Origin of the sequence: Novosphingobium sp. TCA1, assembly GCF_009811895.1 — a bacterium.
Lineage (GTDB): Bacteria > Pseudomonadota > Alphaproteobacteria > Sphingomonadales > Sphingomonadaceae > Novosphingobium > Novosphingobium panipatense_A.
Genome location: NZ_BLJH01000005.1, coordinates 103,718 through 129,442, shown reverse-complemented (window position 1 = coordinate 129,442; position 25,725 = coordinate 103,718). Strand labels below are relative to the sequence as shown.

The following is a 25,725-nucleotide window of genomic DNA, read 5'->3' as shown; positions in this document are numbered from 1 at the left end:
TCTCGCCGGAATGAAGAAGCCCTCGACCGAAACATCAACGAGCGAGCTTCGGGGAGAGTACGAAGGCGCCGCCGACGATTACACGGTCGGGCAGGACTGGCAGGCCTATACCCCGGAGATGCACGCGCGCTGGCGCCGCCTCCATGCGCGGCAGTCGGCGCTGGTGGAGACCCACGCCTGCGCGGCGTTTCGCGAGGGCCTGGCCAGGCTGGACTGCGCCGATGGCATCCCGCGGTTCGAAGATGCCAATGCCATTCTCGAACCGGCGACCGGCTGGCGGCTGGTGGGTGTGCCCGGTTTCATTCCCGATGCCGTGTTCTTCGACCACCTCGCCCATCGCCGCTTCCCGGTGACGCGCTGGCTGCGCGAGGAACACGAACTCGACTATCTGGTCGAGCCGGACATATTCCACGACTTCTTCGGCCATGTGCCGATGCTGCTGGACCCGACGATCGCCGATTTCCTGGAGCTTTACGGCAAGGCCGGGGCACGGGCCATGGCGATGGACGCGCTCGACATGCTGGCGCGGATCTACTGGTACACCATCGAGTTCGGGCTCGTGCGGGAAAGTGCCGATGGTCTGGGCCGCCTGAAAGTCTTCGGTGCCGGGATCATCTCCTCCTCGGGCGAGACTCGTTTCTCGCTGGAAGATCCCGAGGTCCTGCGCCTGCCGTTCGACGCCGTCCGCGTGATGCGCACCGGCTACATGATCGATGCGTTCCAGAAGACCTATTTCGTCCTCGAAAGCCTGCCGCAGCTGATCGAGGACCTTGTCGGGCTGGATTTCGGCCCCGTCTACGAAACCTGGCGCCAGGCGCCGCCCATTCCCGCCGGAGACCTGCTTCCCGGCGAGACCCCCTTCGGAGAACTGACCCCATGACCCAGACTGCGTCCGATATCTTCGACAATCCCATCGGACTCGACGGTTTCGAATTCGTCGAATTCTCGGCCCCGGAAAAGGGTGTGCTGGAGCCCGTGTTCGAAGCCATGGGCTTCACCCGGATCGCCCGGCACCGCTCGAAGGACGTGGAACTCTGGCGTCAGGGCGGGATCAACTTCATCACCAATTACGAGCCGCACAGCCCGGCCTGGTACTTCAGCCGCGAGCATGGCCCCTCCGCCTGCGGCATGGGCTTCCGCGTGCGCGACGCCCGCGCGGCCTATGCCGAACTGCTCGCCCGCTCGGCCGAGCCGGTGCAGGTCGCGACCGGCCCGATGGAGCTGCACCTTCTCGGCATTCGCGGCATCGGCAACTCGATCATCTACCTGATCGACCGCTACGAGCGTAACGGAGACGGCGCCCTGTCGATCTACGACATCGACTTCGACTATCTGCCCGGCGTCGATCGCCATCCGGTGGGTGCAGGCTTCGACCTGATCGACCACCTGACCCACAACGTCTACGGCGGCCGAATGGCCTATTGGGCGGACTATTACGAGAAGCTCTTCAACTTCCGCGAGATCCGCTACTTCGACATCAAGGGCGAATATACCGGCCTCACCTCCAAGGCGCTCACCGCGCCCGACGGCAAGATCCGCATCCCGCTCAACGAGGAAGCGGAAGGCGGAAAAGGCCAGATCGACGAGTTCCTGCGCGCCTTCAACGGCGAGGGCATCCAGCATATCGCGTTGATCTGCGACGATCTCGTCCGCGCCTGGGACAAGCTCAAGGCGCTCGGCGTGCCGTTCATGACCGCACCGCCGGAGACTTACTACGAGATGCTCGACGAGCGCCTTCCCGGCCACGGCGAACCGGCCGAGGAACTGAAGATGCGCGGCATCCTGCTCGACGGCACGACGGACGGCGGCCAGCCGCGCCTGCTGCTTCAGATCTTTGCCGAAGCGCGGGTGGGGCCGGTGTTCTTCGAATTCATCCAGCGCAAAGGCGACGACGGCTTCGGCAACGGCAACTTCAAGGCGCTGTTCGAAAGCATGGAGCGCGACCAGATCCGGCGCGGGGTGTTGAAGCCTGTCCTGAGCCCTGTCGAAGGGGTGGATGAGCCTGCCGAGTAATCGGCTTGGGTTGCAGGCTCGTGATTGATCCTTCGACAGGCTCAGGATGAGCGGAACTGGTTTTTTGGGCGGGAGAGAAGAGGGACAACCTCTCCCCGCTCATGCTGAGCTTGTCGAAGCACGAGCGGCACACCACCTCGGGATTACGGAGAGAGAAGATGACTGAACAGACAACCGTAGCGGCCCCGATCCTGGGCGGCATCCACCACGTCGCCTACCGCTGCCGCGACGCGAAGGAGACGGTGGACTTCTACCGCGACGTGATGGGCATGGATTTCATGCTCGCCATCGCCGAGGACAAGGTGCCCTCCACCGGCGCGCCCGACCCCTACATGCATGTCTTTCTCAACTGCGGCGGCGGCAACGTGCTGGCCTTCTTCGAACTGCCGAACGCGCCCGAGATGGGCTGCGACGAGGCGACCCCGGCCTGGGTCCAGCACATCGCCTTCAAGGTGGAGAGCGAGGAGGGCCTGCTGGCGGCGAAGGAACGTGCCGAAGCGCGCGGGCTTTCGGTGGTCGGCCCGGTCCATCACGGCGTGTTCAAGTCTATCTACTTCTTCGATCCCAACGGTCACCGGCTGGAACTGGCCTGGCAGTTCGGCACTTCCGGCCAGATGGCGCAGCTCAAGGCCGTGGCCGAGGACATGCTGGAGGAATGGTCGCGCACCAGGAAGGCGCCGCGCCATGCGGCCTGGCTGCACGAGAAGATCGCGGCGGAGAGCTGCCCAGAACCAAGCGCGTGAAGCTCTACGGCTACTGGCGCAGCTCCACGAGTTACCGCCTGCGCATCGCCTTGGCCCTCAAGGGGCTTGAATACGAGCAGGTTGCGATCAACCTGCTCGGCGGGGAGCAGCGCTCCGCGGAATACCGCCGCCTGAACCCCTTCGGCGGTGTCCCGGCGCTGGAGATCGGCGGGCGTATCCATGCCCAGTCGATGGCGATCCTGGAATGGCTCGACGAGAGCTTTCCCGATCGGCCGCTGCTCCCCCGCGATGTCGAGGACCGCTTCGCCTCGCGCGAACTGGCCATGGCCATTGCCACCGAACTCCATGCCCCGCTCAACCTGCCGGTACTGAAATACCTGAAGAACGATCTGGGCCATGGGCAGGAGGAGGTCGATGCCTGGTATCGCCACTGGATCGCCCGCACTTTCGAGGGCGTCGAGGCGCGGCTGGCGGAACGGGGGGCGCGGGATTTCCTGTTCGATGCGCCGGGGCTGTTCGAATGCGTGCTGGTACCGCAGCTCTACAATGCGCGGCGGTTCTCCTGCGATCTTGCCGCTTATCCGCACCTGACGCGGATCGATGCGGCCTGCCGGGAGCACCCGGCGTTCATCGCCGCGCATCCCGACCGGCAGCCGGACAGAACCGAGAGTTGAAGATCAGGCCTTGGGGGTCACCCAGACCTCGACCGGCGCCGCGAACTTGCCCGGCGCGGGCTTGCCGACATGGACGCGGTCGGCGGTGACGAGTTCGCCGCTGGCGAGGTTGAAGCTGGCCCAGGGCTTGGGCATGCGGCCGAAAGTCATCTTCTGGATGGGTTGGCCGGTGGTCGAATTCATGATGGTGGCGATGATGCTCATCCGCCCGCCCGTAGCCGCGAGGGCTTTCCGGGGTCCAGCGGGTGAGCGGAACTATGCACCACTCGTCGTCCGGGACGACGGTGTTCAGCCCTCGGCCGGCGCCAGCAGCAGATCCCGAAGCGCATGCAAACTGGGCAGTACTTCCGCGCAGAGCAGCGTCTGTTCCTCGGTGGCCGGCAGCAGATCGGGCACCATGACCGTGGCGATCCCCGCCGAAGTTGCCGAGCGCACGCCTGCCGGGCTGTCCTCGATGGCGACGCAATGCGCGGGATCGATGCCGAGGCGGCTGGCGGCCAGGAGATAGGGTTCGGGATGCGGCTTGGCCTGGGTCACGTCGTTTCGCGTGACCACGACATCGAAGTAGTGCAGCAGCCCGGCCTTCTCCAGCCGCTGCTGGGCATAGGGCGCCTCGGACGACGTTGCGATCGCCATCGGCACGCCGGCCTTCGCGAAATGCTCCAGGATGATCTCGGCGCCGGGGCGCAGGGGAATTCCCGCGTCGAGCATGGCCGTGAAGGCCAGGTCGCTTTCGTCGAAGAAACGATCGAGCGGGAAGTCCGGCCCCATGTGATCGGCCACCAGACGGCGCGAACCGTCGCGGTGGATGCCCACCATCGAATGCTGGAGCGTCGCGGGAAGCGGATAGCCCATCGCCTTGCCGGTCACGGCGAAAGCCTGCCCATGCAATGCTTCGGTATCGAGCAGGGTCCCGTCCATGTCGAAGATCGCCGCGCGGATCGGATCGGGCAGCACGGCGGAGCGAAGCGTATCGGGCAGAGTGGTCATGGTTCCAATATGAGCGCTGGTCATGGCGGGACCATTGCAAAAGGCGGAAGAACGGTTGCAGTAAACGTCGTGAGGGTGAGGGGGAATGATGAGGAGGAGACGTCGTCCCGGACTTGATCCGGGACCGCTGGCAATTCTTTAGGCGTAAACTGGCGTGAGAACCCGTTACCTAAACGTGGGCCGGTCACGGCCAGCGGTCCCGGATCAAGTCCGGGACGACGTGGTGCCCTCACGCATTGACGTACGTCACCGTATCCCCCGGCCCTACGCCCAGCAGCGCCGCGGCGGCGGCGTCCAGGGTCACGCCGCCGTCAGCGGCATCGACTTTGCCGAGGCAGGCACGGAAAGCGGCGAGATGGCCGGTGGCGACGAGGTGGCTGGCTTCCGCGTCGTCCGCCCTGGTGATGGCGGCGATCACGGCGCTGCGCGATTCCTGCACGGTGCGGATCTGGTCGGTCTTCGCGATCATCGTCGGGCCGCCGTCGAAGATGTCGACGTAGTTCTGGAATGCGAAGTTCTCGTTTTCCAGCATGCGCATGGCCGGGCGGCCCGAATAGTGCGGCTGGCCCATGACCTGCCGTGCCGCTTCGGAGAGCAGCGCGCAGTAGATCGGGTGCTTGGGCATGAGATCGGCGATGAACTGGTTGCCGTGCTTGGCATTGAACTCGTCGGCGTCGCGGAAGCTCATGTCGAAGAAGCGGCCCGCGAGCCCGTCCCAGAACGGCGAGTTCCCGGCATCGTCGATGGCGCCGCGCAGTTCGGCCAAGGTGGTGTCGCCGAAGCGCGAACGGTGGGTCTTGATGAAGAGGTAGCGGCTGCGCGCCAGCAACTTGCCCACGCCTGCCGAGCGCTCGGTGGCGTCCAGATAGAGCCCGCCCACTTCGCTGGCGCCGTCGAGATCGGTGCAGAGCGTCAGCATCTCGGCACGGAAGGTTCGGCCAAGCTCCTGCGAGTGCTGGGTGATCCGGCCGAGGCGATAGGAATAGAACGGAAATTCCGTGCCGACTTGCGAGAAGGCCTGGCAGGTGCCGCGCACTTTGCCGGTTTCGGTGTCTTCGAGGATGAAAACGAACAGGTCGTTGGCGATCTCGTCGCTCTGGCGCGCGAAGCTCCTGGCCGTGCGCTTCAGCTTGGCGTCCAGCGTCGGCTTGTCGGGCGGCAGGTTGGTGAAGCCGCCGCCGGTGCCCTTGGCCATGCGGTAGAGCGCTTCGAGGTCCTTTTCCTGTGCGGTGCGCAGGAGAAACGTCATGCGGGCAAAACTCCGTGGCGGTCGAGCCTGTGAAGGACGAGGGCGGTAAGGCGGGCGCGGGCATCGAGCGAATCGGCCAGCAGGAATTCGTCCGGCGAGTGGATGGCGCCGCCCAGCGCGCCCATGGTGTCGAGTACGGGAACGCCGCAGGCGGCGATGTTGTTGCCGTCGCAGACGCCGCCGGTGTCCTTCCAGCTCATCGGTTGGCCAAGGTCGGCGGCGGCCTTGCTGACCACGCCGTAGAGCGCCTCGGTCGCGGGCGAAATGGCTTTGGGCGGGCGCGAGACCTGGCCGTGGAGGTGCATGTGAACCTCGTGCGCGGCCGAGACTTCGGCGACGGCGGCCTTGATGAAGGCCTGCGCCTCGGCAGCCAGTTCGCTGGTCCCGGGGCGCATGTTGAAGTGCAGGATGGCAAGGTCCGGCACCGTATTGTTCGGCGCGCCGCCCTCTATCCGGGCCGGATTCACCGAGAGGCCGGGGCGGCGCATCGCGGCGAGCCGCAGGGCGAGGTCTCCGGCGGCCAGCACCGCGTTGCGGCCTTCCTCGGGATTGCGCCCGGCATGGGCGGAGCGGCCGTGGACGACGACGGCGTAGTTGCCCGAACCCGGCCGCGCCCGTGCCATCTGGCCGCCGGGCAGGGCCGGTTCGTACGTCAGCGCCGCGAGCTTGCCTCTCGCCAGATCCGCGATCAGCGGGGCGGAGGAGAGCGATCCGGTTTCCTCGTCGCTGTTGATCAGGACATCGTAGCCGAGCGCCGGGCCAAGTTTCGAGTTCGCGCGCTCATAAGCGGCAAGGCCTGCCAGCATTACCGCAAGGCCGCCCTTCATGTCCGCCGTGCCGGGGCCGTGCAGCGTGTTGGCGTCCAGCCAGTCGCAAGTCTGGAAGGGGTGATCGGCGGCGTAGACCGTGTCCATATGGCCGGTCAGGATCACCCGCCGCGCCGCCTCGGGCCGCACCGAGAGCACGAGGTGCCGCCCGTGGGGAACCGCGCGGGGGCGGCCCTGGCCATCGACTTTCTCGACCGGCGCGGGATCGGCCAGCCGCACCTCTCCCGGCAGCGCGGAGAAGGCGGCGGCAAGGCGCTCCGCCATGGCGGCCAGCCCTTGCATGTTGGCGGTGCCGCTGTTGATGGCCGCCCATTCGAGCGTGTGGGCCAGGATCGGTTCCCGTTCGACCGGCGCGAGCAGGTCGCGCTCCTCGCCGGTCAGCCCGCTCATCCGCGCAGCTTGCCCGTCAGCGCGCCGCTGTTGCCCTCGGCGCTGGCTGCCTCGAAACTGGCGACCGGGTAGGCGCAATAGTCGGCGGCGTAATAGGCGCTCGGCCGGTGGTTGCCGCTTTCGCCAAGGCCGCCGAACGGCATCGATCCCGCCGCCCCGGTGGTCGGGCGGTTGCGGTTGACCACGCCCGCGCGGCTTTCCAGCACGAAGCGGTCCCACAAGGCGTCGTCACCGCTGACGAGGCCTGCCGAAAGGCCGAAGCGCGTGGCATTGGCGGCGGCCATGGCGGCATCGAAATCGGGCACGCGCGTCACTTGCACGATCGGCGCGAAGATCTCCTCGTCGGGCACGTCCACGCCGGTCACGTCGAGAATGCCGGGGGTGACGAAGGCGCCGCTGCGGCCTTCCACGCCCTCGAAAGCGCGGATCACCGCGGCGCCGCGCTGGGCAAGGTCGGCAAAGCGCGCCTTTGCGGCATCGGCAGCCTCTGCCGAGATCAGCGGGCCGAACCAGGGCTCCGGCGTCTCGTCCCATGCGCCGATCGTCACGCGGTCGGCCAGGGCGGCGACGGCATCGACCAGTGCGGTGCCGAAGTCATTGTCCGGCACGATCAGGCGGCGCGCGCAGGAGCAGCGCTGGCCGGTGGTGATGAAGCTCGACTGCACGACCACCGAGGCGGCCTCTTCGAGATCGCCGTCCCACACGACCAGCGGGTTGTTGCCGCCCAGTTCGAGTGCGAGGATCACGTCGGGCCGGTCCGCGAAGATGCGCCGGAAATGCGCGCCCGCGCCCGCCGAGCCGGTGAACAGCAGCCCGTCGATATGGCCCGCCACCAGCGCCTCGCCCGTGGCGCGCGCGCCGTGGACGATCTGGAACACGCCTTCGGGAAGGCCCGCCTGGACCCAGGCGTCGGCCATGGCCTGCCCGGTCGCAGGGGTCATTTCGGAGGGTTTGAAGACCACCGTATTGCCCGCCAGCAGGGCCGGAACGATATGGCCGTTGGGCAAGTGGCCGGGGAAGTTGAACGGCCCCAGCACCGCCATCACCCCGTGCGGGCGGTGGCGCAGTACGGCCTTGCCGAAAGGCATGTCCTGCTGCCTTTCCCCGGCGCGCTCGGCCTGCGCGGCGATCGAGATGCCGACCTTGCCGATCATCGAGGCCAGTTCGGTGCGCGTCTCCCAGAGCGGTTTGCCGGTCTCGCGCGAGATGACTTCGGCGATCGCGTCCTTGCGCGTTTCCAGCACGGCCTTGTACCGTTCGACCGCCTCGACGCGGGCGGCTACGGGCAGGGCGGCCCAGGCCGGAAAGGCGGCGTGGGCACGCTCCAGCGCGGCATCGACCGTGGCGGCATCGGCGGTTTCGCCTTCCCAGACCAGCGCGCCGCTGGCCGGATCGAACGACTTGAGCACGCTCATGCGCCCCTCGTCACGGCGAAGATGCCGGTGGCATTGCCGGAATCGAAAGTGAGATCGAGCCTGCCGGTCTCCGGGTCGATGTCGCGGGTGATGAATTCGTAGAACGAGCCGGGCACCGGCAGCGGCACTTCGGCCCCGTCGGCCTCGCGGAACGGGCGGACGACCTTGTCGGCAAGGATCGCGGTCTGGCGCACGCGGCCGTTCTGCGAGATCTCCACCGAGGGCTTCATCGGATAGCCGTCTTCCTTGAGTTCCTCGGCCAGCGCCACGACATTGGCGGTGCGGGTGGTCGCATGGTTGAAGGCATTGCCCTCGGTGGCGATCCAGGCGCCTTCCTTGGTTTCGGGCAGCAGCACTTCGTAATCGGCGAGGGCCGGCGGCTGATGCTGGCGCGCGAAGCAGGCGAGCGCGCCCCTGAGTGCGGTGACCGCTTCCTCGAACGTGCAGGATCCCTTGGCAGAGAGCACATCGAGCGCGGCCCATTCGGCTTCGCCCAGCGGGTCGACAGAGGTGCCGAAGATGCTGTCGCAAGCCACCTGCGCGGGTTCGGAGAGTTGGTCGACATGAAGCTCGGACACGAAGAACTGCGGGATCGTCTCCGGCAGGTCGCGCTGGACATAGGCGCGGCCCGTCATCCTGAGCTTGGGCAGCGGATAGAGCCCGCCGACTTCATAGCCGAGCGGCGCCAGGAAACGGCCGAAACCTTCGTAGCCGCGCGGCAGGACGCCGGTCTCTCCGTCGATGGTGCGCAAGGCGCCGTGGTCGAAAACGATCGTCTCGCCCCTCTCGCGCAGCGACTGGACATAGCGCGCGGCGGTGGGCACGCGGTCGAGCAGATCGGCAAAGAGCGCGACGTTGAGCGCCATGGCCACCTGGGCGCGGGAGACGGTTTCCCCGGTTTCCGAGAGGGCGCCGGTTTCCGAGAGGATGGGGTCGATGGCGAGGACGCTGAGGGCCGATCCTGCGGCATCCTTGCCGATAACCGCCGAGACGAGGCGGCCGAGGGTCTGGTCCTGTATCGCGATAGGGCTGGAGTCGGAGGGCATCGTGTTCCCGTCGTTTCTCTGTGTTTGCGCGTTACCCGGACATAGGAAAGCGCAGGCAGCAAGTCCATGGTGGGCAGGACAGAGGCGTGCTTTTTTGTCTATACTTTTTTAAGTGCGCTCGTCTCATCCGTGACGAGCTTGCGGCGCCAGCCCACGCCCCCACCCGACCTCCCACTAGTGTATCCTGATGGGAGGTCGGGTGGGGGCGCCTGAATCCAACTGGGGCTGGTGCCGCCAAAATTCGCCTTCAGCGAATTTTCAAACCGATTCGCAACTGCACAAATGTGAACTTAGCGGCAGCGCGGCCTCGACAGGGCGTTTGCGACGGGCGGTTGGCCGCGTTATGTGAAATTTATTGCAGTGCAGCGGGATATTAATGGCAGTCTGGGGCATTCAATAGCATTCTCCACCAGTTTGAGCGGGGTGCGCATGAACCTGATGCCTCGTGACCATTATTGCGGCGAAGAACCCGGCGGGAAATCGGGTTCCGATACGGTCCGTTCGATATTCGAAGTTGTCCCTTCGAACGAACGACCTGAACCTGCCGTTCCGGTTCTCATTCCTCTCCACATCGCATTGATCGGCAACTTCGCGCCCCGCAAGTGCGGCATCGCCACGTTCACCACGGACATTTTCGAGAAGCTGGGCGAATTTCATCCCGAGATCGCGGTGGACGTCCATGCCCTGGCGGACCCGGCCCAGGATGTGATCTACCGCGACGTGGCCGGTACGATCACTTGCAACGATCCTGACGATTACGCCCGCGCGGCCCGCGAGATCAACGAAGCGGGCGTCGATGCGGTATGGCTCCAGCACGAATACGGCATCTATGGCGGCGAGGACGGCGAGATGGTCGTCGACTTCGTGGACCGGCTGGCGGCCCCTCTGGTGCTGACGCTGCACACCGTGCTTTGCGATCCCTCCGACAACCAGCGCCGCATCCTTCGCCACCTGGTGACCCGCGCCTCGCGGATCATGGTGATGTCGCAGCACTCGCGCGAGTTGCTGGAACGCGATTACGAGGCGCCCGGCCGTATCATCGAGGTGATCGAGCATGGCGCGCCCGACCGGCCGTTCGGGCAACACGACGCCTTCAAGGAGCAGCTCGGGCTGGAAGGCCGCAAGGTGTTGACGACATTCGGTCTGCTCAGCCGGGGCAAGGGCCTGGAACATGCGATCCGGGCGCTGCCGCTGATCGCGGAGCGCCATCCTGAAGTGATCTACCGCATCGTTGGCGCCACCCATCCCAATCTCGTCGCGCACGAGGGTGAGGCCTACCGCGAGGAATTGCAGGAACTGGCCGAAACGCTGGGCGTATCCGCGCATATCGCCTGGGAAAACCGCTTCCTGGAAACGGATGAACTGCTCGACCAGCTCGAAGCCTGCGACATCTATCTCACGCCCTACTTGGGCATGCAGCAATCGACGTCCGGCACGCTCAGCTATGCGGTGGCACTTGGCAAAGCAGTGGTTTCCACGCCCTATGTCCACGCCCGCGAGCTGCTGGGCGAGGAAATCGGCCGCCTGATCGAGCCCGGTTCCAGCGAGGCCATCGCCGAGGCCGTCAACGCCCTGTTCGACCGTCCGGCAGACCTGGCCGCCATGCAGCGTCGGGCCTGGGCGCGGGGACGCGAGATGATCTGGCCGCGCTTTGCGGATGCGGGCCTGCGGCTGGTTGCCGATGCCTGCGCGCCGCAACCGGCGATCCCGCCGATCACCGCGACGCCCGGCCTAGCCGCCGTTCTGGCGATGAGCGATGCCACCGGCATGCTACAGCACTCGGTCGGCGTGGTGCCCGACCGGCGCCACGGCTATTGCCTGGACGACAATGCCCGCGCGCTCATGTTGATGAACGTGGCGCGGGGGCTGCCGGTGGCGGAGCGGATGAAATGGAGCCTGGCCTATGCCGCCTTCGTGCAATCCGCATGGAACCCGGATCTCGGCCGCTTCCGCAACTTCATGCGCTTCGACCGGGGCTGGTGCGAGGATGAGGGATCGGAGGATTCCAACGGCCGCGCGATCTGGTCCCTCGGCCGCACTTACGAGCGGGCGCCCGACCAGAGCCTGTCGGAATGGGCGCTTCAACTGTTCGAGGACGTGCTGCCGCGTCTCACCCATATCGAGGCGCCGCGGGCACGGGCTTTCGCCATGCTCGGGGCCTGCGCGGTCCTGCGGCGGGATCCGCGCAACAAGGTGGCGCTGGACTGCGTGCGCGAGGGCGGCGATTTCCTGATGCGCCTCCTGGGCGACGGCCGCCGTCCCGACTGGGCCTGGTTCGAGGCCGTGCTCGGTTACGACAATCCGCGCCTGCCGCAGGCCCTGGTCGAGGCGGGCACCGCGCTGGGAGAGGAAGCCTGGATCGGCGCGGGGCTGGAGACGCTGGAATGGATCTGCATGCAGCAGGTCTCGGCGCGCGGGCAGTTCCGCCCGATCGGCTCGGAAAGTTTCGGCAAGCCGCATGGCTACCTGCCCTTCGATCAGCAGCCCCTTGAAGCGCAGGCCGCCATAGAGGCAGCCTGCAGCGCCTGGACGGCGACGCGCGGCGCTTTCTGGGTGGAGCATGCGGTAACGGCGTGGCGCTGGTTCTTCGGCGGCAACGATCGCGGGGCGGTGTTGGCCGATATTGCGACGGGCCGTTGCCGGGATGGGGTTACGCCGAGGGGCGTAAACGCCAATTGCGGCGCGGAATCCATTCTCGCCTTCCAACTTTCGCACTATGCTCTGGCCGAGCTTGCCGTTTCGGCGCCGCTCGGACGTGGGGGAGCATTGGCAGGAGGATTGCTTGAATCGGCCCGAGAACGTCTGGTCTGAACCGCTTCATATCTTCGAAACCCGCCTCTACGCCGACCCGGCGCGAGTCGTGTTGCGTCCGTTCCACCTCGGCTGGCAGGGCAAGAACGCCGGCGGCCGGGCCTATCGCCTGGTCGAGGATGTCGCCGGACTGAGCGACGGGCAGGTCGCGGCCGAGTACGAACGGGTCCTCAAGGACTTCAAGGAGCGTCACTGGCAGACCGAGAAGATCTTCGCCGAACGCTTCGATGAAGTGGCGAAGAACCTGGAACTCGATCCCGCGCAGTTTTCCGAGACCCGCCAGCGCCTGATCGGTGCCTATTTCTGCCACGAATACACGTTCGCGGCAGCGGCGCTGATGAATCCCTCGATCGTTCCCGCGCCCGACCAGTCGGGCATGCAGGGCGATTCCGTGCGCTTCATCATGAGCCTGCGGGCCGTGGGAGAAGGGCACATCAGTTCGATCGCCTTTCGCGAGGGCATCGCCGAGGCAGACGGCACGTTCTGCCTCTGGCCGCAGGCTTCCTTCGCGACATCGGTGGAACTCGACGAGGAAGAACAGGTCGATTCCGAGGAGACCGTGTGGGTCCATCGCCACGCGGAATCGAATCTCTCGAACACCGTGATCTTCCCCATCACCGAACAGCAGCGCGGCGGCCTGGAGGATTTGCGGCTCGTGCGGTTCGACCATGGCGGCGGCGACTACGAATGGATCGGCACCTACACCGCCTATTCGGGCACCTCGATCCGCTCCGAACTGCTGCGCACGCGCGATTTCCGGGCCTTCGAACTCGAACCGATCCGGGGCCGGGCGGGGCGCAACAAGGGCATGGCGCTGTTTCCCGAGAAGATCGACGGCCGTTTCACCATGGTCGGGCGGCAGGACGGCAAGAACCTGTTCCTGCTGCGCTCGGACACGCTCGACACCTGGGACGACGACGGCGTCCTGCTGATGGAGCCGAAATACCCCTGGGAATTCATCCAGATCGGCAACTGCGGCAGCCCCATCCCCACCGAGCACGGCTGGCTTCTGTTCACCCACGGCGTCGGCGCCATGCGCAAGTACGCGCTCGGTTGCGCGCTGCTCGACCTCAAGGACCCGTCGAAAGTGCTGGCGCGCACGGTGGAGCCGGTCCTGACCGCCGAAAACGCCGACCGCTCCGGCTACGTTCCCAACGTGGTCTATACTTGCGGCGCGCTCAAGGTCGGCGAACGGCTGCTGCTGCCTTACGGCATCTCCGACAGCACCGTGGGCTTCGCGACATGCGAGATCGAGGCGTTGCTGCGGCTGATGGCGTAGCGGTGGTTTTGGGCTGAGGGCGAGATCGGGCGGTGGTGGGTGAGGGGTGTATCGCCGCTATTGAGGACATCGAGCTTAGTTGCAACCTTGCTCCCAAGTTGCCATTATGTGGCATATGTCTGACCGATTGCTAGCTCGACAATACAGCAATATGCCTCGATTGGTTGTGCTTTTGCTCATCTCGGGTGTGTCGTACTACGTCGTCAGTTTTTTTACTAATGACTTGAGTAATCCATTAGGTTTCGCGGCAGTCGCCCCCTTGCTCGTGATCTACGCTCTGGAGAAGGCTAAATTAGTGTGGTGGTTCTCGGGAATGACACTTCCAGCTTTGGCGGTTGTCATATCGGCCCATCTGTTTGCTTGGTTAGGCCACAAAATTCCATACAGCTCGAACTGGGCCATTGGAGGAGCATGCACCTTTCTGGTTTTATCGCTCTGTTTTCTGATTATCCGCTTATGGACATGGAATGGCCGAAACCAAACCGTCCTCTGACCATCCCAAAGCTGACCTCCCCAACCGCTCAGCCTGAGCCTGTCGAAGGCCCCGAGGCGTGGCGCTATGGGTCGGTTGGCTGATGCTCTGGCGTTGCGGGCGGGCTTCGACAAGCTCAGCCTGAGCGGCGTAGGGTGAAGGGCGGGCAAGACGTTAATCTGCCTCCCCCAACACCTTCGTCACCCTGAACTTGTTTAGCTGCGCTGGCCTTCGGCTCAGGGTCCATCAAGCCGATAGCTCAGGTTTTCGATCAGCAAACCGAGATGGCGGTTTGCGACATGACGTGTCGGCACCAACTGCCCGATGGATCCTGAAACAAGTTCAGGATGACGAAGCCTATAAAGGCGAGTCCGCTTGGCGCCGCAAAGAGCCGGCCTCCCAACCTACCCAACCCGTCTCCTGAACGACAGCGGCGGCCCGTCGGGCGGCCGCTGTCGTTCTCGGCCGTCAGCCGTGCGCGCCGAACTCGTTGGCGAGTGCGGTGGTGATGCGCAGGGACAGGGCGTAGGAGCGGGCGATCGGGTCGATGTAGTCGCGGTGGATGCGGGAATAGCCGGTAGCGCTGGAATCCGGGTAGTCGCTGGGGTAGTCCACCTTGAAGTCGTCGATCGAGGGGAAGCTGGTGGGGAAGGCGCGGCGAAGCTGGGCGAGGCCGTCTTCCACGCGCAAGGTGAAGAACATCTCCAGCACGTCGTCCTGGCTGATGTCGTTGGCGCGGCTGAACGGCGGCACCATGACGACCCGCAGGAACATGTGCTTGAACAAGGCGATGCGCAGCGATTGCAGCACGCCGAGGCTGCGGCGCGTATGCTCGCGGTCGGGCAGCGGGGCCTCGTCGGGCACGAGGTCGAGCAGGACGTGCAGCTTCATCGCATCGACCCTGAGGCGCGAGGCGAGGCGGCGGAACACGCCGGTGCGGTCGTCCTTGGTGAGGTATTCCGCCAGCTTCAGGCAGGCCTCGGCGATGTACTGTTCATCGCCGCGATAGGGGCGGCTGGCCCAGTAGGCGGAATTGAACAGCTCGCCATAGGCCGCCACCGTCTTGATCGAGGCCAGGGCATTGGCGGCCCGGGCCAGGCGCAGCAATTGCCGGCCGCGCTCGCTGTCGCGCAGGAGGCCCGCCACTTCCTCGCGGTTGCCGTCCGATGCGGTGCCGATCCCCGCGATCACGTTGACCGGATAGCCGAGCTGCTGGAGGATCGCATTGTGCGGGATCGCGCGGATCTGGCGCAGGCTCATCGAACGGTCCGCCGCAAGGTCGGACTGGCGGCGCGACTTGCGGCTGCCGGTATCGTTCAGCAGGCCCAGCCCGAAGGCGGTGATGGCGCGGCTGTAGGTGGCCGATTCCAGATGCTCGTGCTGCACGCCGCGGATCGCGCGGTAGAAGTCGAGGCTGAGGTCGGTGCGGCGATAGAACAAGTCGGTCGGCGCATCGGTATCGGCACCCCAGAGCGGCATTTCGGCCATGCGGGTGAGCGTGGCGAGGGCCAGTTCGTCGGAGCCGAACCAGAGATAGCCGTCACCGCCCTGGAACGAGACTTCGGGTTCCAGCCGGATGCCCGCGCGCAGGAAACGGCGGCGGGCCCAGGGCGACATCGGCCACTGGAAGCGGTCCTGGAGGCTGGATGGATGGGCGCCGCGGCCCATCGATTCGCCGTGGGTATTGAAGATCAGCGCCGAAACGTCGGTCAAACCGTTGGCCACCATGGCTTCGGAAAGGCGGCCCTGGAGGCGCTCGATGGCGAGCGCTGCGGGCACCTGGCCCACGAAGCGGCCCGCGTCGGAGAAGCCGGTCTGGATCGAGACGCGGCCGCGCTTGCGGGCATATTCGCGGTAGGCGGGCTCGGCCAGCACGGCATCGACGAATCGGCCGCCGTGTTCCAGCGCGCTTTCCGTCTCGAACAGGGGGGAGACGTCCACCTTGTCGTCGATCCCGAACATGCGCGCGAAATAGAGCGCGGCCAGGATCGTCGTCGGCTCCTCGCACTCGGCCACGAGCATGCGGATCGGGGCATCTGCGTCGATATGGGCGAGGATCTGCGCCATTGCCAGGAACTGGCGGATCGCCGTGGAATTCTCGATGGCGAGCGCGGCGAAGTTGGACTTCAGCGGCGTGACTTCGGCCAGCAGCTCGCGCATGCGCACGAGCGCGGCCTGGCTGGCAAGGCTGAGCTTGCCTTCCGGGTCGATGCGCTGGCGGATCGCGTTCTGGAGCTGCGAGGAATTTACCCGGAAGTGGATCCAGCCCATGCCCAGGCCGTCGGCGCGCATGGCCGCGGCGGTGACGAGCAGGGTGCGGGCAATATCCTGGTCCGCATGGCGCGCTTCTTCCTCGAGCGCGGCGATCGTGCTTTCGAGGCTGATCAGCCGGTCGGGATGCTCGGCGGTGAGGGCATTGGCGGCTTCGGACAGGGCTTCGGGCGAGGAGAGATCGGCGGCGAAGCGGCGGACCATGTCCTGCGTCAGCGCGGCGGCGCGTTCCAGCTTGCCCGCGATGTCGGGGGCGGCCTGCGCCAGGCTCTGCGCATAGCCTGCGAGGCGAAGGGCCTTTTCCTCCAGGCGGTAGCGGATCGAGGTGGACCAGCCGATGTCGGTGCGGCCGTCCATGTCGTAGCCGACCCAGGATGCGAAGCGCACCGGCATCGGCGAGAGGCCCTTCCAGCGCTTGGGCCAGCGGGCGGCGGCGATGTCGAAGAGGCGGGCATTGATGCGGTCGCGGGCCTTCTGGCCGCGCGCGATCGCTTCCATGGCCTTGTCGTGCTCGTAGTCGAGCGTGATCTGGTCGCGTTCGGGCGAGGCGACGCAGACCGAGGCGACGCTGAGATCGCCGTTGGAGGCGGCGGCGGTTACCGCCTCGCTCTGGGCGGAGGAGAGCAGGAAAGTGGGGTGCGCGGTGAACACGACATGGGCGGCGGGGCGCTGCCAGCGGACCGCGAAGGCGGAAAAGTCGTCGCCTTCCGCCTTGTCTCCCGCCGCGACGGCGTCGATCCGCGCGTCGTTCTCGGCTAGGCCGGTCGGGGCGAGCAGCCGGTCGAGACGGGCGGCGCGGGCGCGCAGGCCCTCGCACTCCATCTCGGCGACGAGAGCCTCGATGTGATCGAGGCTCATCTCGCCGGTCTCCAGCTTGCGCGACAGTTCGAGGCCGAGCTGGAACACCGGGTTGTAGGTCGGCGTCTGGGCGGTCAGGACGTGAAGTTCCTGAAGCCGGCGGTCGAGATCCTCGACTGTTGTCAGCGGCGATCCCGCCTGGGCCGTGGTCAGCGCCGCCCGGCTCACCGTGCGAGCCCCGCAGCGGCGCGGGCGGCCGCCTCGATCTTTGCCACGTCCGGCTTGCCCTTGGGCACCATCCAGCTGCCGCCGACGCAGAGCACCGCGTCGAGGCCCAGCCATTCAGGCGCGTTTTCAGGGGTGACGCCGCCGGTGGGGCAGAACTTCGCCTTGAACAGCGGCGCGGCGATCGCCTTCAGCGCCGAGGGACCGCCCGCCGCCATGGCGGGGAAGAACTTCAGGCGGTCGAACCCGCATTCCAGCGCGAACATCACGTCGCTGGCATTGGCGGTGCCGGGCAGGAAGGGGATCTGCGACTTGTAGGCGGCTTCGGCCAGCATCGGGGTGAGGCCGGGCGAGACGATGAATTCGGCGCCCGCATCGATCGAGCGCTTGAGGTCGTCCGGCGAAAGTACGGTGCCCGCGCCGACCACGGCGCCGGGAACCTGCTTCATCACCTTGATCGCCTCGATCGCGCATTCGGTGCGCAGCGTCACTTCCAGCGCGGGCAGGCCTCCGGCCACGAGCGCTTCGGCGATCGGCAGGGCGTGCTCGATATCCTCGATCACCAGCACCGGGATCACCGGGGCAAGACGCATGACCTTTTCGACGGCTTCGGACGGGCTGCTCATTGGACGTGCTCCCTGACATAGGCGGCAGCCGCGCCGAACAGGCCGGGCTGCGGATGGGTGATAAGCTTGACGGGCATCTGTGCCATCATGCCCGCAAAGCGGCCCTTGGCGCAGAAACGCTCGGCAAAGCCCGAGGCAAGAATGGTTTCGCGGATGCGGTAGCCGAGGCCGCCCGCGATCACGACGCCGCTGGCGCCGTGGGCCAGCGCGCAGTCGCCCGCCGCGCTGCCGAGCGCGAGGCAGAAACGATCGACGGCGGCGGCGGCCAGCGGGTCGGAATGATTGGTGCCGGCGGTCCAGATCTCCACGTCGGTCACGTCATGCACCGCGCGGGTCTCCATGGCGGCGAGCGTCTGGTAGATGTCGACGATGGCGGGGCCGGAGACGACGCGCTCGGTAGAGACGCGGTTGTGGCGCTTGCGCAGGCGGGCGAGGATCGCGTCCTCGATCAGGTCCAGCGGCGCATAGTCGGTATGGCCGCCTTCGGTCGCCTGCACATGGTAGAAGCCGCCCTTGCCGTGGGGCAGTCCGTTACGCCACAAGTGCGCGACGCCGAGGCCGGTGCCCGGCCCGAGGACGCTGAGCGTGCCCGAGCGGGGCAAGGGCACGTCCGGCCCGGCCAGATGCAGGAACTGGTCGTCGGGCGCGAGCGCCACGGCATAGGCAACCGCCGCGAAGTCGTTGACTACGGTATAGCGTGATACGCCCATCTTCTCGGGGATCATCGCCGGGCGAATGATCCACGGGTTGTTGGTGAAACGGATCACATCACCGCCGACCGGGCCCGCGATCGCGATCGAGATGGCATCGGGCAGCGTGCCGCCCTTGCGCTCGCGGAAGGCTTGCCAGGCGAGCTGGAAGCTGCCGTGGTCGCTGGTGTGCAGGGTGACCGGTTCGTCCAGCGTGATCTGGCCCTGATCGTCCACCGAGGCGAGGGCGAAACGGGCATGGGTGCCGCCGATATCGACGGCTACGAGTTCAGTGCTCACGGAACCGCTCACAGGCCAGCGACCTCCAGCATCGAGGAACCGCCCTGTTCGGCGCCGCCCGCATTCATGCGGAACATCGCGAAGAGTTCGCGGCCCATGCCTTCGGCAGGCGCGGGCAGCGGCGCGGGCGTGCGGCCGGAGAGATCGGCGGTGGTCGAAAGCGTGCCGTCCTCGGCCGAGAGGCGCACGATGTCGCCATCCTGCAGATAGGCGATCGGGCCATCGGCCAGCGCTTCCGGGGTGACGTGGATCGCCGCCGGAACCTTGCCCGAGGCGCCCGACATGCGGCCGTCGGTGACCAGCGCGACCTTGAAACCGCGATCCTGAAGGACGCCGAGCGGCGGGGTCAGCTTGTGGAGTTCGGGCATGCCGTTGGCGCGTGGGCCCTGATGGCGCACGACCACCACGACATCGCGGTCCAGCTCGCCCGCCTTGAAGGCATTGATGACGCCTTCCTGCGTCTCGAACACGCGGCAGGGGGCCTCGATGGTCCAGCGTTCCTGATCGACCGCGCTGGTCTTGAACGTGGCGCGGCCGACGTTGCCCGAGACGAGGCGCATACCGCCGTCGGGCAGGAAGGGCTTGGCCACCGTGCTCAGCATGGTGTCGTCGCCGCTGACGGCAGGGGCGGGCTTCCACTTGAGTTCGCCTTCGTCCAGCGTCGGCTCGGTGGCATAGGCGCGCATGCCGCCCTTGGAGACGGTGAGGATGTCCTCATGCGCAAGGCCTGCGTCGAGCAGTTCGCGCACCACCCAGCCCATGCCGCCGGCGGCATGGAAGTGGTTCACGTCGCCCGAACCGTTGGGATAGACGCGGGTGATCAGCGGCACGGCGGCCGAAAGCTCGTCGAAGTCCTGCCAGTCGATATGGATGCCGGCGCAGCGGGCCATGGCGGGCAGGTGGATGGCATGGTTGGTCGAGCCGCCGGTGGCCAAGAGGCCGACGATGGCATTGACGATCGCCTTCTCGTCCACGACATGCGCCATCGGGCGGAAATCGTCGCCCTTGCGGGTCATCTCGGTCACACGGTGGACGGCGGCGCGGGTCACGGCCTGGCGCAGCGAGGTGCCGGGCGGCACGAAAGCGGCGCCGGGCATGTGCAGACCCATCATCTCCATCATCATCTGGTTGGAGTTGGCAGTGCCATAGAAGGTGCAGGTGCCCGCCGAGTGATAGCTTGCGCTTTCGCTGGCCAGCAGTTCCTCGCGCCCGACCTTGCCCTCGGCATAGAGCTGGCGGACCTTCTGCTTCTCCTTGTTGGAGATGCCGCTCGGCATCGGGCCGGAGGGGATGAACACGGCAGGCAGGTGGCCGAAGCGCAGCGCGCCCATGACCAGGCCGGGCACGATCTTGTCGCAGATGCCCAGCAGGGTCATGCCGTCGTACATCGCGTGGCTCAGCGAGACGGCAGTGGAGAGGGCGATGGTGTCGCGGCTGAACAGCGAGAGTTCCATGCCGTCGAAGCCCTGCGTCACGCCGTCGCACATGGCGGGCACGCCGCCCGCGACTTGTGCCGTGGCGCCCACTTCGCGGGCATAGAGCTTCATCTGCTCGGGATAGCGGCCATAGGGCTGATGCGCCGAAAGCATGTCGTTATAGGCGGTGACAATGCCGACGTTGATCGCCTTGCCGGTGGCGATGGCGGGCTTGTCCTCGCCGCTCGCCGCAAAACCGTGGGCGAGGTTGGAGCACGAAAGGAACGAGCGGTCGGAATGGCGGCCGGCTTCACGCTCGACCATGGCGAGATAGCGTTCGCGGCTGGGCTTGGACCGTTCGATGATGCGATCGGTCACGCGGGCGACCACCGGGCTGAGGTTGCTCATGGGGTTACTCCTGCACTTTCCGTCTGTCTTTTTTGTCTCAGCCTCCCGAAGCCGCCGCACCGGGATCTCCCGGGCGAGGCTTGAAGGCTTTCAGGTAACCGGTGTCAACATCTAACTTCCACCGGTTTGCGGGGAATTTCGCGCGGCCGGGCATGAGGGGGCGCCCACGCACCCCGGTCATATAGGGTGCGTGATGCGTTCATGCCCGTTCTGGCCTCTTTACTCGTGCCACGTTACGCCGTCGCGCTCGGCGAGGGCGATGGCGGCGGAGGGGCCCCAGCTTCCGGCGGTGTAGGTCTTGGGCTCCTGCGCCTGTTCCTCCCACTCGGCCCGGATCGCGTCGATCCAGTCCCACTGCGCTTCCACTTCGTCGCGGCGGACGAACAGGGTCTGCTCGCCCTCGATCAGGTCGAGCAGCAGGCGCTCGTAGGCGATGCGGCGCTGCGGCCCGGCGAAAGCGTCGGGCATGGCGATGTCGAGCGGGATCGAGCGCAGGCCGAAGCCGTTGCGGTCCAGCCCCGGCACCTTGGCCATGAGCGAGAGCGTGATGTTTTCGCTTGGCTGGATGCCGATGACGAGGCGGTTGGGCACGGTCTTCGCACCGCGACCATGGAAGATCGAGTGCGGCACGTCGCGGAACTGGACGACGATCTCGGTCGTGCGCTTGGGCAGGCGCTTGCCGGTGCGCAGATAGAAGGGCACGCCCTGCCAGCGCCAGTTGTCGATATGCGCCTTGATCGCAACGAAGGTCTCGGTGTTCGAATCCTTGCCGAGTTCGTCGTCGTAGCCCGGCACGGCCTGGCCGCCGATGGCCCCGGCGCGGTACTGGCCCGTCACCGTCTCGTTGGCGGCGACCTTGCGCAAGCTGCGCAGGATCTTCACCTTCTCGTCGCGCACGCTGGTGGCGTCGTAGCTGACCGGCGGCTCCATCGCGACGAGCGCGAGCAGCTGGAGCATGTGGTTCTGCACCATGTCGCGCAGCGCGCCCGAATCGTCGTAATAGGCGACGCGCGATTCCAGGCCCACAGTCTCGGCCACGGTGATCTGCACATGGTCGATATGCGCCGCGTTCCACAGCGGTTCGAACATCAGGTTGGCAAAGCGCAGGGCCAGCAGGTTCTGGACGGTTTCCTTGCCCAGATAGTGGTCGATGCGGTAAATCCGGTCTTCCGGGAAGGCGCGGGCCACGGCGTCGTTGATCACCTTGCTGGAGGCAAGGTCGATGCCGAGCGGCTTTTCCAGGCCGATACGCACGTTGTCACCGGCGAGGCCGCTGGCCTGGAGGCCGCGAATGGTCGGCTCGAACAGGCTGGGGGCGGTGGAGAGGAAGATCGACAGGCCGTCCTTCGGCTCGCCCACTTTGGCGGCCAGGGCGTTGAAGCCTTCCATCTGGTTGGCGTCGAGTGTCTGGTACGACAGGCGGTTGAGGAACCGCGCCATGCCGCCGCGCCGTTCGGCGGGGAGGAACTGTTCCAGCGACTGCCGCGCGAAATCGCGGAATTCCGCGTCGTCATGCTCCGACCGGGCGGTTCCGATGATCTCGATCTTGGGATCGAGCAGGCCTTCGGCATCGAGCGCGCAGAGCGAGGGGAGGAGCATGCGGCGCGAAAGATCGCCGGTGGCGCCGAACAGGAGCAGGCGGTCGGACGTGAATGGGGCCGAAATCGAATTGGTCACTGGGCGCAGTCCACCTTCTGGGGGTTATCCACCTATATGGTCATTTTCCGCCGGGTATCGACGGGCTCCTCCTCCTGTGCAGCCTTGCCATTCGCCCCGCGAGGAATAGCGTCGTTCTTCGCGGTTGCAGCATGGCACGAACTGCGTGCGACGTGCTAGGCGAGAGTGGGCCAAACCTCAACCTCGTTTGCACGGATGATTGCACGGATTGAACCCGATAGGTGCGCGCATAGGTATTCAGCACCGTACAGGATGCGATTTTCCGCAAGTTCGTTGCGGCGGCGTCTTTGTCCTGTCGTCTGGTGCGGGCATGAAGAACGATCGGCGTCCCCGTCATAGGAATGCCGCAAAGGATAGAAAGCGAAGATCATGGCCGGAGACGGCGTCCACCTCCTCGAACATCTCCAGACGCCCGCGATGATGGTCTCGCGCGGGCAGGTGCGCTTCGCCAATGGCGCGGCGCGGGCACTGCTGGGCGCCCATATCGTCGGCCAGGACGTGCGCATCGCCATTCGCGAACCGCGCGCGGTTGCCGCGATTCTCAGCGATGAGGGCGGGATTGCGCGGGTCACCGGGCTTTCCACCGGCGGCAGCGTCTGGGAGGTCGATTGCCGCGTGGTTTCGCCGACGGACCGGCTGGTCAGCCTCTACGACCTGTCGGAGCGCGTCAGCGTTGCCAAGTCGCACGCCGATTTCGTCGCCAATGCCAGCCACGAACTGCGCACGCCGCTGGCCAACGTGCTGGGCTACGTGGAAACCCTGCACAACCCCAAGGCAGGCGGCGACGAGAGCGTGCGCACGCGCTTTCTCGACACGATCCGGCATGAGGCGCAGCGCATGCAGGCGCTGATTTCGGACCTGATGTCGCTTTCCCGCATCGAGGCGGTGAAGCACGAAGTGCCCTCCGAGCGGGTCGAGATGGTCGCGCTGGCAAAGGAAATCGCGGGCGAGGCGCGGGGCGACGCGCAGATCGACGTCCAGTCGAACTGCGAGCAGGCCGTGGTGACCGGCGATCGCGGCCAGCTGGCGCAAGTGCTGCGCAACCTCATCGACAACTCGCTGAAGTACGGCAAGCAGGGCGGGCCGGTGGACGTCAGCCTGGAATCGACGCCGACGGGCTGGGTCCTGGTGACGGTGCGCGACCACGGCGAGGGCATCTCCCCCGAACACCTCCCCCGCGTGACCGAGCGTTTCTACCGCGCCGACACCAGCCGCAGCCGCATGGTGGGCGGCACCGGGCTGGGTCTCTCGATCGTCAAGCACATCGTCGAGCGCCACCGTGGCCGTTTCGATATCGACAGCCGTCCGGGCCACGGCACCACCGCCTCGCTCATGCTGCCGCTGCGCAAGGAAGAGGGCGCGGCCTGAACGGCGCGAAATTTCAAACGCGCATGAGCCAGCGGCGGAAGGCGGCGTTGACGGCGTTTGGCTGCTCCATCGGCGCCATGTGCCCGGCGTTCGCGATCACCTCGTAGACCACGCCTGAAAATGCCGGGGGCATTGCCTGCACCATTTCCTCGGCCAGGCGGGGCGGGGTGAGGGCGTCCGCCGCGCCGACCATGACCATGGCCGGAACCGAGACGGTGCCCAGAGTCTCCAGCGAATCCGCCCGGTCGATGATCGCCGCCTGCTGGTCCATGTAAGTGCCGAAGCCGACGCGCAGGGCCATCTGCACGACCTCCTCGAACAGCGCTTCCGGGCAATCGGGCGCCACCAGCTGGCGCAGCGAGCCGCGCAGGACATGTTCGAAGCCGCGCGACCGCGCCGTGGCCACGGCGGCGCGGCGCAGCGCCGCCTGTTCCTCGCTATCGGCGCGGGCATTGGTATCGACGAGGGCGAGGCGGGTCACCCGCTCCGGCGCGCGGCGCCAGATCTCCATCGCGACATAGCCGCCCATCGAGAAACCGGCGATTGCGAACCGTTCCGGCGCGGCATCGAGCACGCGGGTGGCCATCGCCGCGATCGAATCGTCCTTCAGCGTATCGCCGATGGAGATGTCCGCAATATCCGCCAGCCCCGCGACTTGCGCCTGCCAGACCCGGCGGTCGCAGGACAGGCCGGGAACGAGAACCAGCGCCTGCCTGTCGTTCACGCCGCCAGCAGCCGCGCGGAGATCGAGTTGGCGATGGCCTCGCTCAGTTCGACGGTGACCAGATCGCCGATCGCCACGTCACCGGTGAAGTGAACCGATTGCAGCCAGGGCGACTTGCCCACCCATTGCCCCGGATACTTGCCCTTGCGCTCCACCAGCACTTCGCAGGTCTTGCCCACCGAAGCCGTGTTGAAGGCGAACTGGTCGCGCAGCAGCGCGGCCTGAAGGCGCTGGAGCCGCTCGTCCATCACGGCGACGGGGATCTGCTGCTCCATCGTCGCGGCGGGCGTACCGGCGCGCGGGGAATACTTGAAGCTGAAGCACTGCGCATAGCCGACCGCATCGACCAGCGAGAGGGTATCCTCGAACTCGGCATCGGTCTCGCCGGGGAAGCCGACGATGAAGTCGCCCGACAGCGCGATGTCGGGCCGCACCGCGCGCACGCGGTCGAGGATCTTCAGATAGCTTTCGGCAGTGTGGCTGCGGTTCATCGCCTTCAGCACCCGGTCGCTGCCGGCCTGCACCGGCAGGTGGAGAAACGGCATCAGCTTCGCCACTTCGCCATGCGCGGCGATCAGCCCCTCGGCCATGTCGTTGGGGTGGCTGGTGGTGTAGCGGATGCGGGCGAGATCGGGGATCTCCGCAAGCTCGCGGATCAGCCCGTCGAGGCCGACTTTCCGGCCCTTCGCATCCTCGCCGTACCAGGCGTTGACGTTCTGCCCGAGCAGGCTGATCTCCCGCGCGCCGGCATCGACCAGCCGCTTCGCCTCGTCGATCAGGTCGCCATGCGGGCGCGATACTTCGGCGCCGCGCGTATAGGGCACGACGCAATAGGTGCAGAACTTGTCGCAGCCTTCCTGCACGGTGAGGAAGGCGGTCGGCCCGGAGCGCCGACGCTTGGGAAGGGCGCCGAACTTGGTCTCGGCGGGCATGTCGGTATCGGTGACGCGCTTGCCCCCGGTCGCCTCGCGGATCATGCCCGGCAGGCGGTGATAGGCTTGCGGGCCGACCACCATCTTCACCGCGGGCGAGCGCTTCATGATCTCGTCCCCTTCCGCCTGCGCGACGCAGCCCGCCACCGCGATCAGCGGCGAGGAGCCGTCCGTCCGGCGCAGACGGCCGATGTCGGAATAGACCTTTTCCGCCGCCTTCTCGCGAATATGGCAGGTGTTGAGCACGACGAGATCGGCCTCCTCGCCCTCCGGCGCGGCGGTGATGCCCTGCTCGGCCAGCAGCTCGGCCATGCGCTCGCCGTCATAGACGTTCATCTGGCAGCCGAAGCTCTTGACCCGGTAGGTGCGGGGAATCTGGGTATCAGGCATAGCCGCGCCGATACACGCGTTTCGGGCGATTT

General features: G+C 66.5%; 20 protein-coding genes. 7 read left to right on the top strand and 13 right to left on the bottom strand.

The window, feature by feature from the left end; genetic code table 11:
• Positions 1–10: 10 nt before the first annotated feature.
• From phhA to maiA, 4 genes are all read left to right on the top strand, one after another.
• On the top strand, positions 11–880 hold the full coding sequence (gene phhA, locus NTCA1_RS08415) for a phenylalanine 4-monooxygenase (protein ID WP_159829989.1): 870 nt from the start codon (positions 11–13) through the stop codon (positions 878–880).
• Positions 877–2,013, top strand: coding sequence for a 4-hydroxyphenylpyruvate dioxygenase (gene hppD / locus NTCA1_RS08410; protein WP_159829987.1), 1,137 nt, complete (start codon positions 877–879; stop codon positions 2,011–2,013). Before phhA ends, hppD begins: the two co-directional genes overlap by 4 nt.
• Before the next feature lie 158 nt (positions 2,014–2,171).
• Entirely contained in the window at positions 2,172–2,756 is a 585-nt protein-coding gene (locus NTCA1_RS08405; protein WP_159829985.1) for a VOC family protein, read from the top strand.
• Positions 2,753–3,391, top strand: a complete 639-nt coding sequence (gene maiA, locus NTCA1_RS08400; RefSeq protein ID WP_159830155.1) for a maleylacetoacetate isomerase — start codon at positions 2,753–2,755, stop codon at positions 3,389–3,391. Before NTCA1_RS08405 ends, maiA begins: the two co-directional genes overlap by 4 nt.
• Positions 3,392–3,394: 3 nt before the next feature.
• Here the strand turns inward: maiA and NTCA1_RS08395 are convergent, their stop codons facing one another.
• The 6 genes from NTCA1_RS08395 to NTCA1_RS08370 all read right to left on the bottom strand — a co-directional run bounded on the left by NTCA1_RS08395 (position 3,395) and on the right by NTCA1_RS08370 (position 9,308).
• Positions 3,395–3,595, bottom strand: a complete 201-nt coding sequence (locus NTCA1_RS08395; RefSeq protein ID WP_054439302.1) for a hypothetical protein — start codon at positions 3,593–3,595, stop codon at positions 3,395–3,397.
• Between the two features lie 84 nt (positions 3,596–3,679).
• Positions 3,680–4,381, bottom strand: coding sequence for an HAD family phosphatase (locus tag NTCA1_RS08390; protein ID WP_086490268.1), 702 nt, complete (start codon positions 4,379–4,381; stop codon positions 3,680–3,682).
• 229 nt (positions 4,382–4,610) lie between these two features.
• Positions 4,611–5,630, bottom strand: a complete 1,020-nt coding sequence (locus NTCA1_RS08385) for an arginine N-succinyltransferase (RefSeq protein ID WP_086490148.1) — start codon at positions 5,628–5,630, stop codon at positions 4,611–4,613.
• The gene (locus NTCA1_RS08380) at positions 5,627–6,847 is read right to left on the bottom strand and encodes a hydrolase (protein ID WP_159829983.1); all 1,221 of its coding nucleotides are present in this window, start codon (positions 6,845–6,847) and stop codon (positions 5,627–5,629) included. The genes NTCA1_RS08385 and NTCA1_RS08380 overlap by 4 nt, the downstream gene beginning before the upstream one ends.
• Positions 6,844–8,262, bottom strand: coding sequence for a succinylglutamate-semialdehyde dehydrogenase (gene astD / locus NTCA1_RS08375; protein WP_159829981.1), 1,419 nt, complete (start codon positions 8,260–8,262; stop codon positions 6,844–6,846). Before astD ends, NTCA1_RS08380 begins: the two co-directional genes overlap by 4 nt.
• Positions 8,259–9,308 carry a 2-oxoadipate dioxygenase/decarboxylase family protein gene (locus tag NTCA1_RS08370; protein WP_159829979.1) on the bottom strand — a complete coding sequence of 350 codons (1,050 nt, stop codon included), beginning with the start codon at positions 9,306–9,308 and terminating at the stop codon, positions 8,259–8,261. Before NTCA1_RS08370 ends, astD begins: the two co-directional genes overlap by 4 nt.
• 429 nt (positions 9,309–9,737) lie before the next feature.
• Here NTCA1_RS08370 and NTCA1_RS08365 point away from each other — a divergent pair, with 429 nt between their 5' ends.
• Positions 9,738–12,119 carry a glycosyltransferase family 4 protein gene (locus NTCA1_RS08365; protein ID WP_236549182.1) on the top strand — a complete coding sequence of 794 codons (2,382 nt, stop codon included), beginning with the start codon at positions 9,738–9,740 and terminating at the stop codon, positions 12,117–12,119.
• Positions 12,091–13,398, top strand: coding sequence for a glycoside hydrolase family 130 protein (locus tag NTCA1_RS08360; RefSeq protein ID WP_086490144.1), 1,308 nt, complete (start codon positions 12,091–12,093; stop codon positions 13,396–13,398). The genes NTCA1_RS08365 and NTCA1_RS08360 overlap by 29 nt, the downstream gene beginning before the upstream one ends.
• A 940-nt stretch (positions 13,399–14,338) precedes the next feature.
• Here the strand turns inward: NTCA1_RS08360 and NTCA1_RS08355 are convergent.
• The 5 genes from NTCA1_RS08355 to zwf all read right to left on the bottom strand — a co-directional run bounded on the left by NTCA1_RS08355 (position 14,339) and on the right by zwf (position 22,279).
• Positions 14,339–17,125 (bottom strand): phosphoenolpyruvate carboxylase, encoded by a 2,787-nt coding sequence (locus NTCA1_RS08355; protein ID WP_374705170.1) that lies wholly within the window; start codon positions 17,123–17,125, stop codon positions 14,339–14,341.
• A gap of 38 nt (positions 17,126–17,163) precedes the next feature.
• Positions 17,164–17,790, bottom strand: coding sequence for a bifunctional 4-hydroxy-2-oxoglutarate aldolase/2-dehydro-3-deoxy-phosphogluconate aldolase (gene eda / locus NTCA1_RS08350; RefSeq protein ID WP_086490142.1), 627 nt, complete (start codon positions 17,788–17,790; stop codon positions 17,164–17,166).
• Complete coding sequence (locus NTCA1_RS08345; protein WP_159829975.1) at positions 17,787–18,779, bottom strand: glucokinase; 993 nt, start codon at positions 18,777–18,779, stop codon at positions 17,787–17,789. Before NTCA1_RS08345 ends, eda begins: the two co-directional genes overlap by 4 nt.
• Positions 18,780–18,787: 8 nt before the next feature.
• Positions 18,788–20,602 carry a phosphogluconate dehydratase gene (gene edd, locus NTCA1_RS08340; protein ID WP_159829973.1) on the bottom strand — a complete coding sequence of 605 codons (1,815 nt, stop codon included), beginning with the start codon at positions 20,600–20,602 and terminating at the stop codon, positions 18,788–18,790.
• Positions 20,603–20,821: 219 nt separating this feature from the next.
• Positions 20,822–22,279, bottom strand: a complete 1,458-nt coding sequence (gene zwf, locus NTCA1_RS08335; protein WP_255490439.1) for a glucose-6-phosphate dehydrogenase — start codon at positions 22,277–22,279, stop codon at positions 20,822–20,824.
• Between the two features lie 369 nt (positions 22,280–22,648).
• Here zwf and NTCA1_RS08330 point away from each other — a divergent pair, with 369 nt between their 5' ends.
• The gene (locus tag NTCA1_RS08330; RefSeq protein ID WP_159829971.1) at positions 22,649–23,647 is read left to right on the top strand and encodes a cell wall metabolism sensor histidine kinase WalK; all 999 of its coding nucleotides are present in this window, start codon (positions 22,649–22,651) and stop codon (positions 23,645–23,647) included.
• Between the two features lie 13 nt (positions 23,648–23,660).
• On the opposite strand, the gene NTCA1_RS08325 is transcribed toward NTCA1_RS08330, so the two are convergent.
• Both NTCA1_RS08325 and miaB read right to left on the bottom strand, forming a co-directional pair.
• Positions 23,661–24,371, bottom strand: a complete 711-nt coding sequence (locus NTCA1_RS08325; RefSeq protein ID WP_159829969.1) for an alpha/beta fold hydrolase — start codon at positions 24,369–24,371, stop codon at positions 23,661–23,663.
• Positions 24,368–25,693: a tRNA (N6-isopentenyl adenosine(37)-C2)-methylthiotransferase MiaB gene (gene miaB / locus NTCA1_RS08320; RefSeq protein WP_159829967.1), complete on the bottom strand. Its 1,326-nt coding sequence runs from the start codon at positions 25,691–25,693 to the stop codon at positions 24,368–24,370. The genes NTCA1_RS08325 and miaB overlap by 4 nt, the downstream gene beginning before the upstream one ends.
• Positions 25,694–25,725 lie beyond the last annotated feature (32 nt).

Excerpts from the sequence above, each read along its gene's own strand:
- miaB (WP_159829967.1), bottom strand. The coding sequence starts at position 25,693 with ATGCCTGATACCCAGATTCCCCGCACCTACCGGGTCAAGAGCTTCGGC.
- phhA (WP_159829989.1), top strand. The coding sequence starts at position 11 with ATGAAGAAGCCCTCGACCGAAACATCAACGAGCGAGCTTCGGGGAGAG.
- NTCA1_RS08370 (WP_159829979.1), bottom strand. The coding sequence starts at position 9,308 with ATGCCCTCCGACTCCAGCCCTATCGCGATACAGGACCAGACCCTCGGC.
- edd (WP_159829973.1), bottom strand. The coding sequence starts at position 20,602 with ATGAGCAACCTCAGCCCGGTGGTCGCCCGCGTGACCGATCGCATCATC.
- NTCA1_RS08405 (WP_159829985.1), top strand. The coding sequence starts at position 2,172 with ATGACTGAACAGACAACCGTAGCGGCCCCGATCCTGGGCGGCATCCAC.
- NTCA1_RS08380 (WP_159829983.1), bottom strand. The coding sequence starts at position 6,847 with ATGAGCGGGCTGACCGGCGAGGAGCGCGACCTGCTCGCGCCGGTCGAA.
- NTCA1_RS08385 (WP_086490148.1), bottom strand. The coding sequence starts at position 5,630 with ATGACGTTTCTCCTGCGCACCGCACAGGAAAAGGACCTCGAAGCGCTC.
- NTCA1_RS08365 (WP_236549182.1), top strand. The coding sequence starts at position 9,738 with ATGAACCTGATGCCTCGTGACCATTATTGCGGCGAAGAACCCGGCGGG.
- hppD (WP_159829987.1), top strand. The coding sequence starts at position 877 with ATGACCCAGACTGCGTCCGATATCTTCGACAATCCCATCGGACTCGAC.
- NTCA1_RS08330 (WP_159829971.1), top strand. The coding sequence starts at position 22,649 with ATGGCCGGAGACGGCGTCCACCTCCTCGAACATCTCCAGACGCCCGCG.
- eda (WP_086490142.1), bottom strand. The coding sequence starts at position 17,790 with ATGAGCAGCCCGTCCGAAGCCGTCGAAAAGGTCATGCGTCTTGCCCCG.
- NTCA1_RS08390 (WP_086490268.1), bottom strand. The coding sequence starts at position 4,381 with ATGACCACTCTGCCCGATACGCTTCGCTCCGCCGTGCTGCCCGATCCG.
- NTCA1_RS08395 (WP_054439302.1), bottom strand. The coding sequence starts at position 3,595 with ATGAGCATCATCGCCACCATCATGAATTCGACCACCGGCCAACCCATC.
- astD (WP_159829981.1), bottom strand. The coding sequence starts at position 8,262 with ATGAGCGTGCTCAAGTCGTTCGATCCGGCCAGCGGCGCGCTGGTCTGG.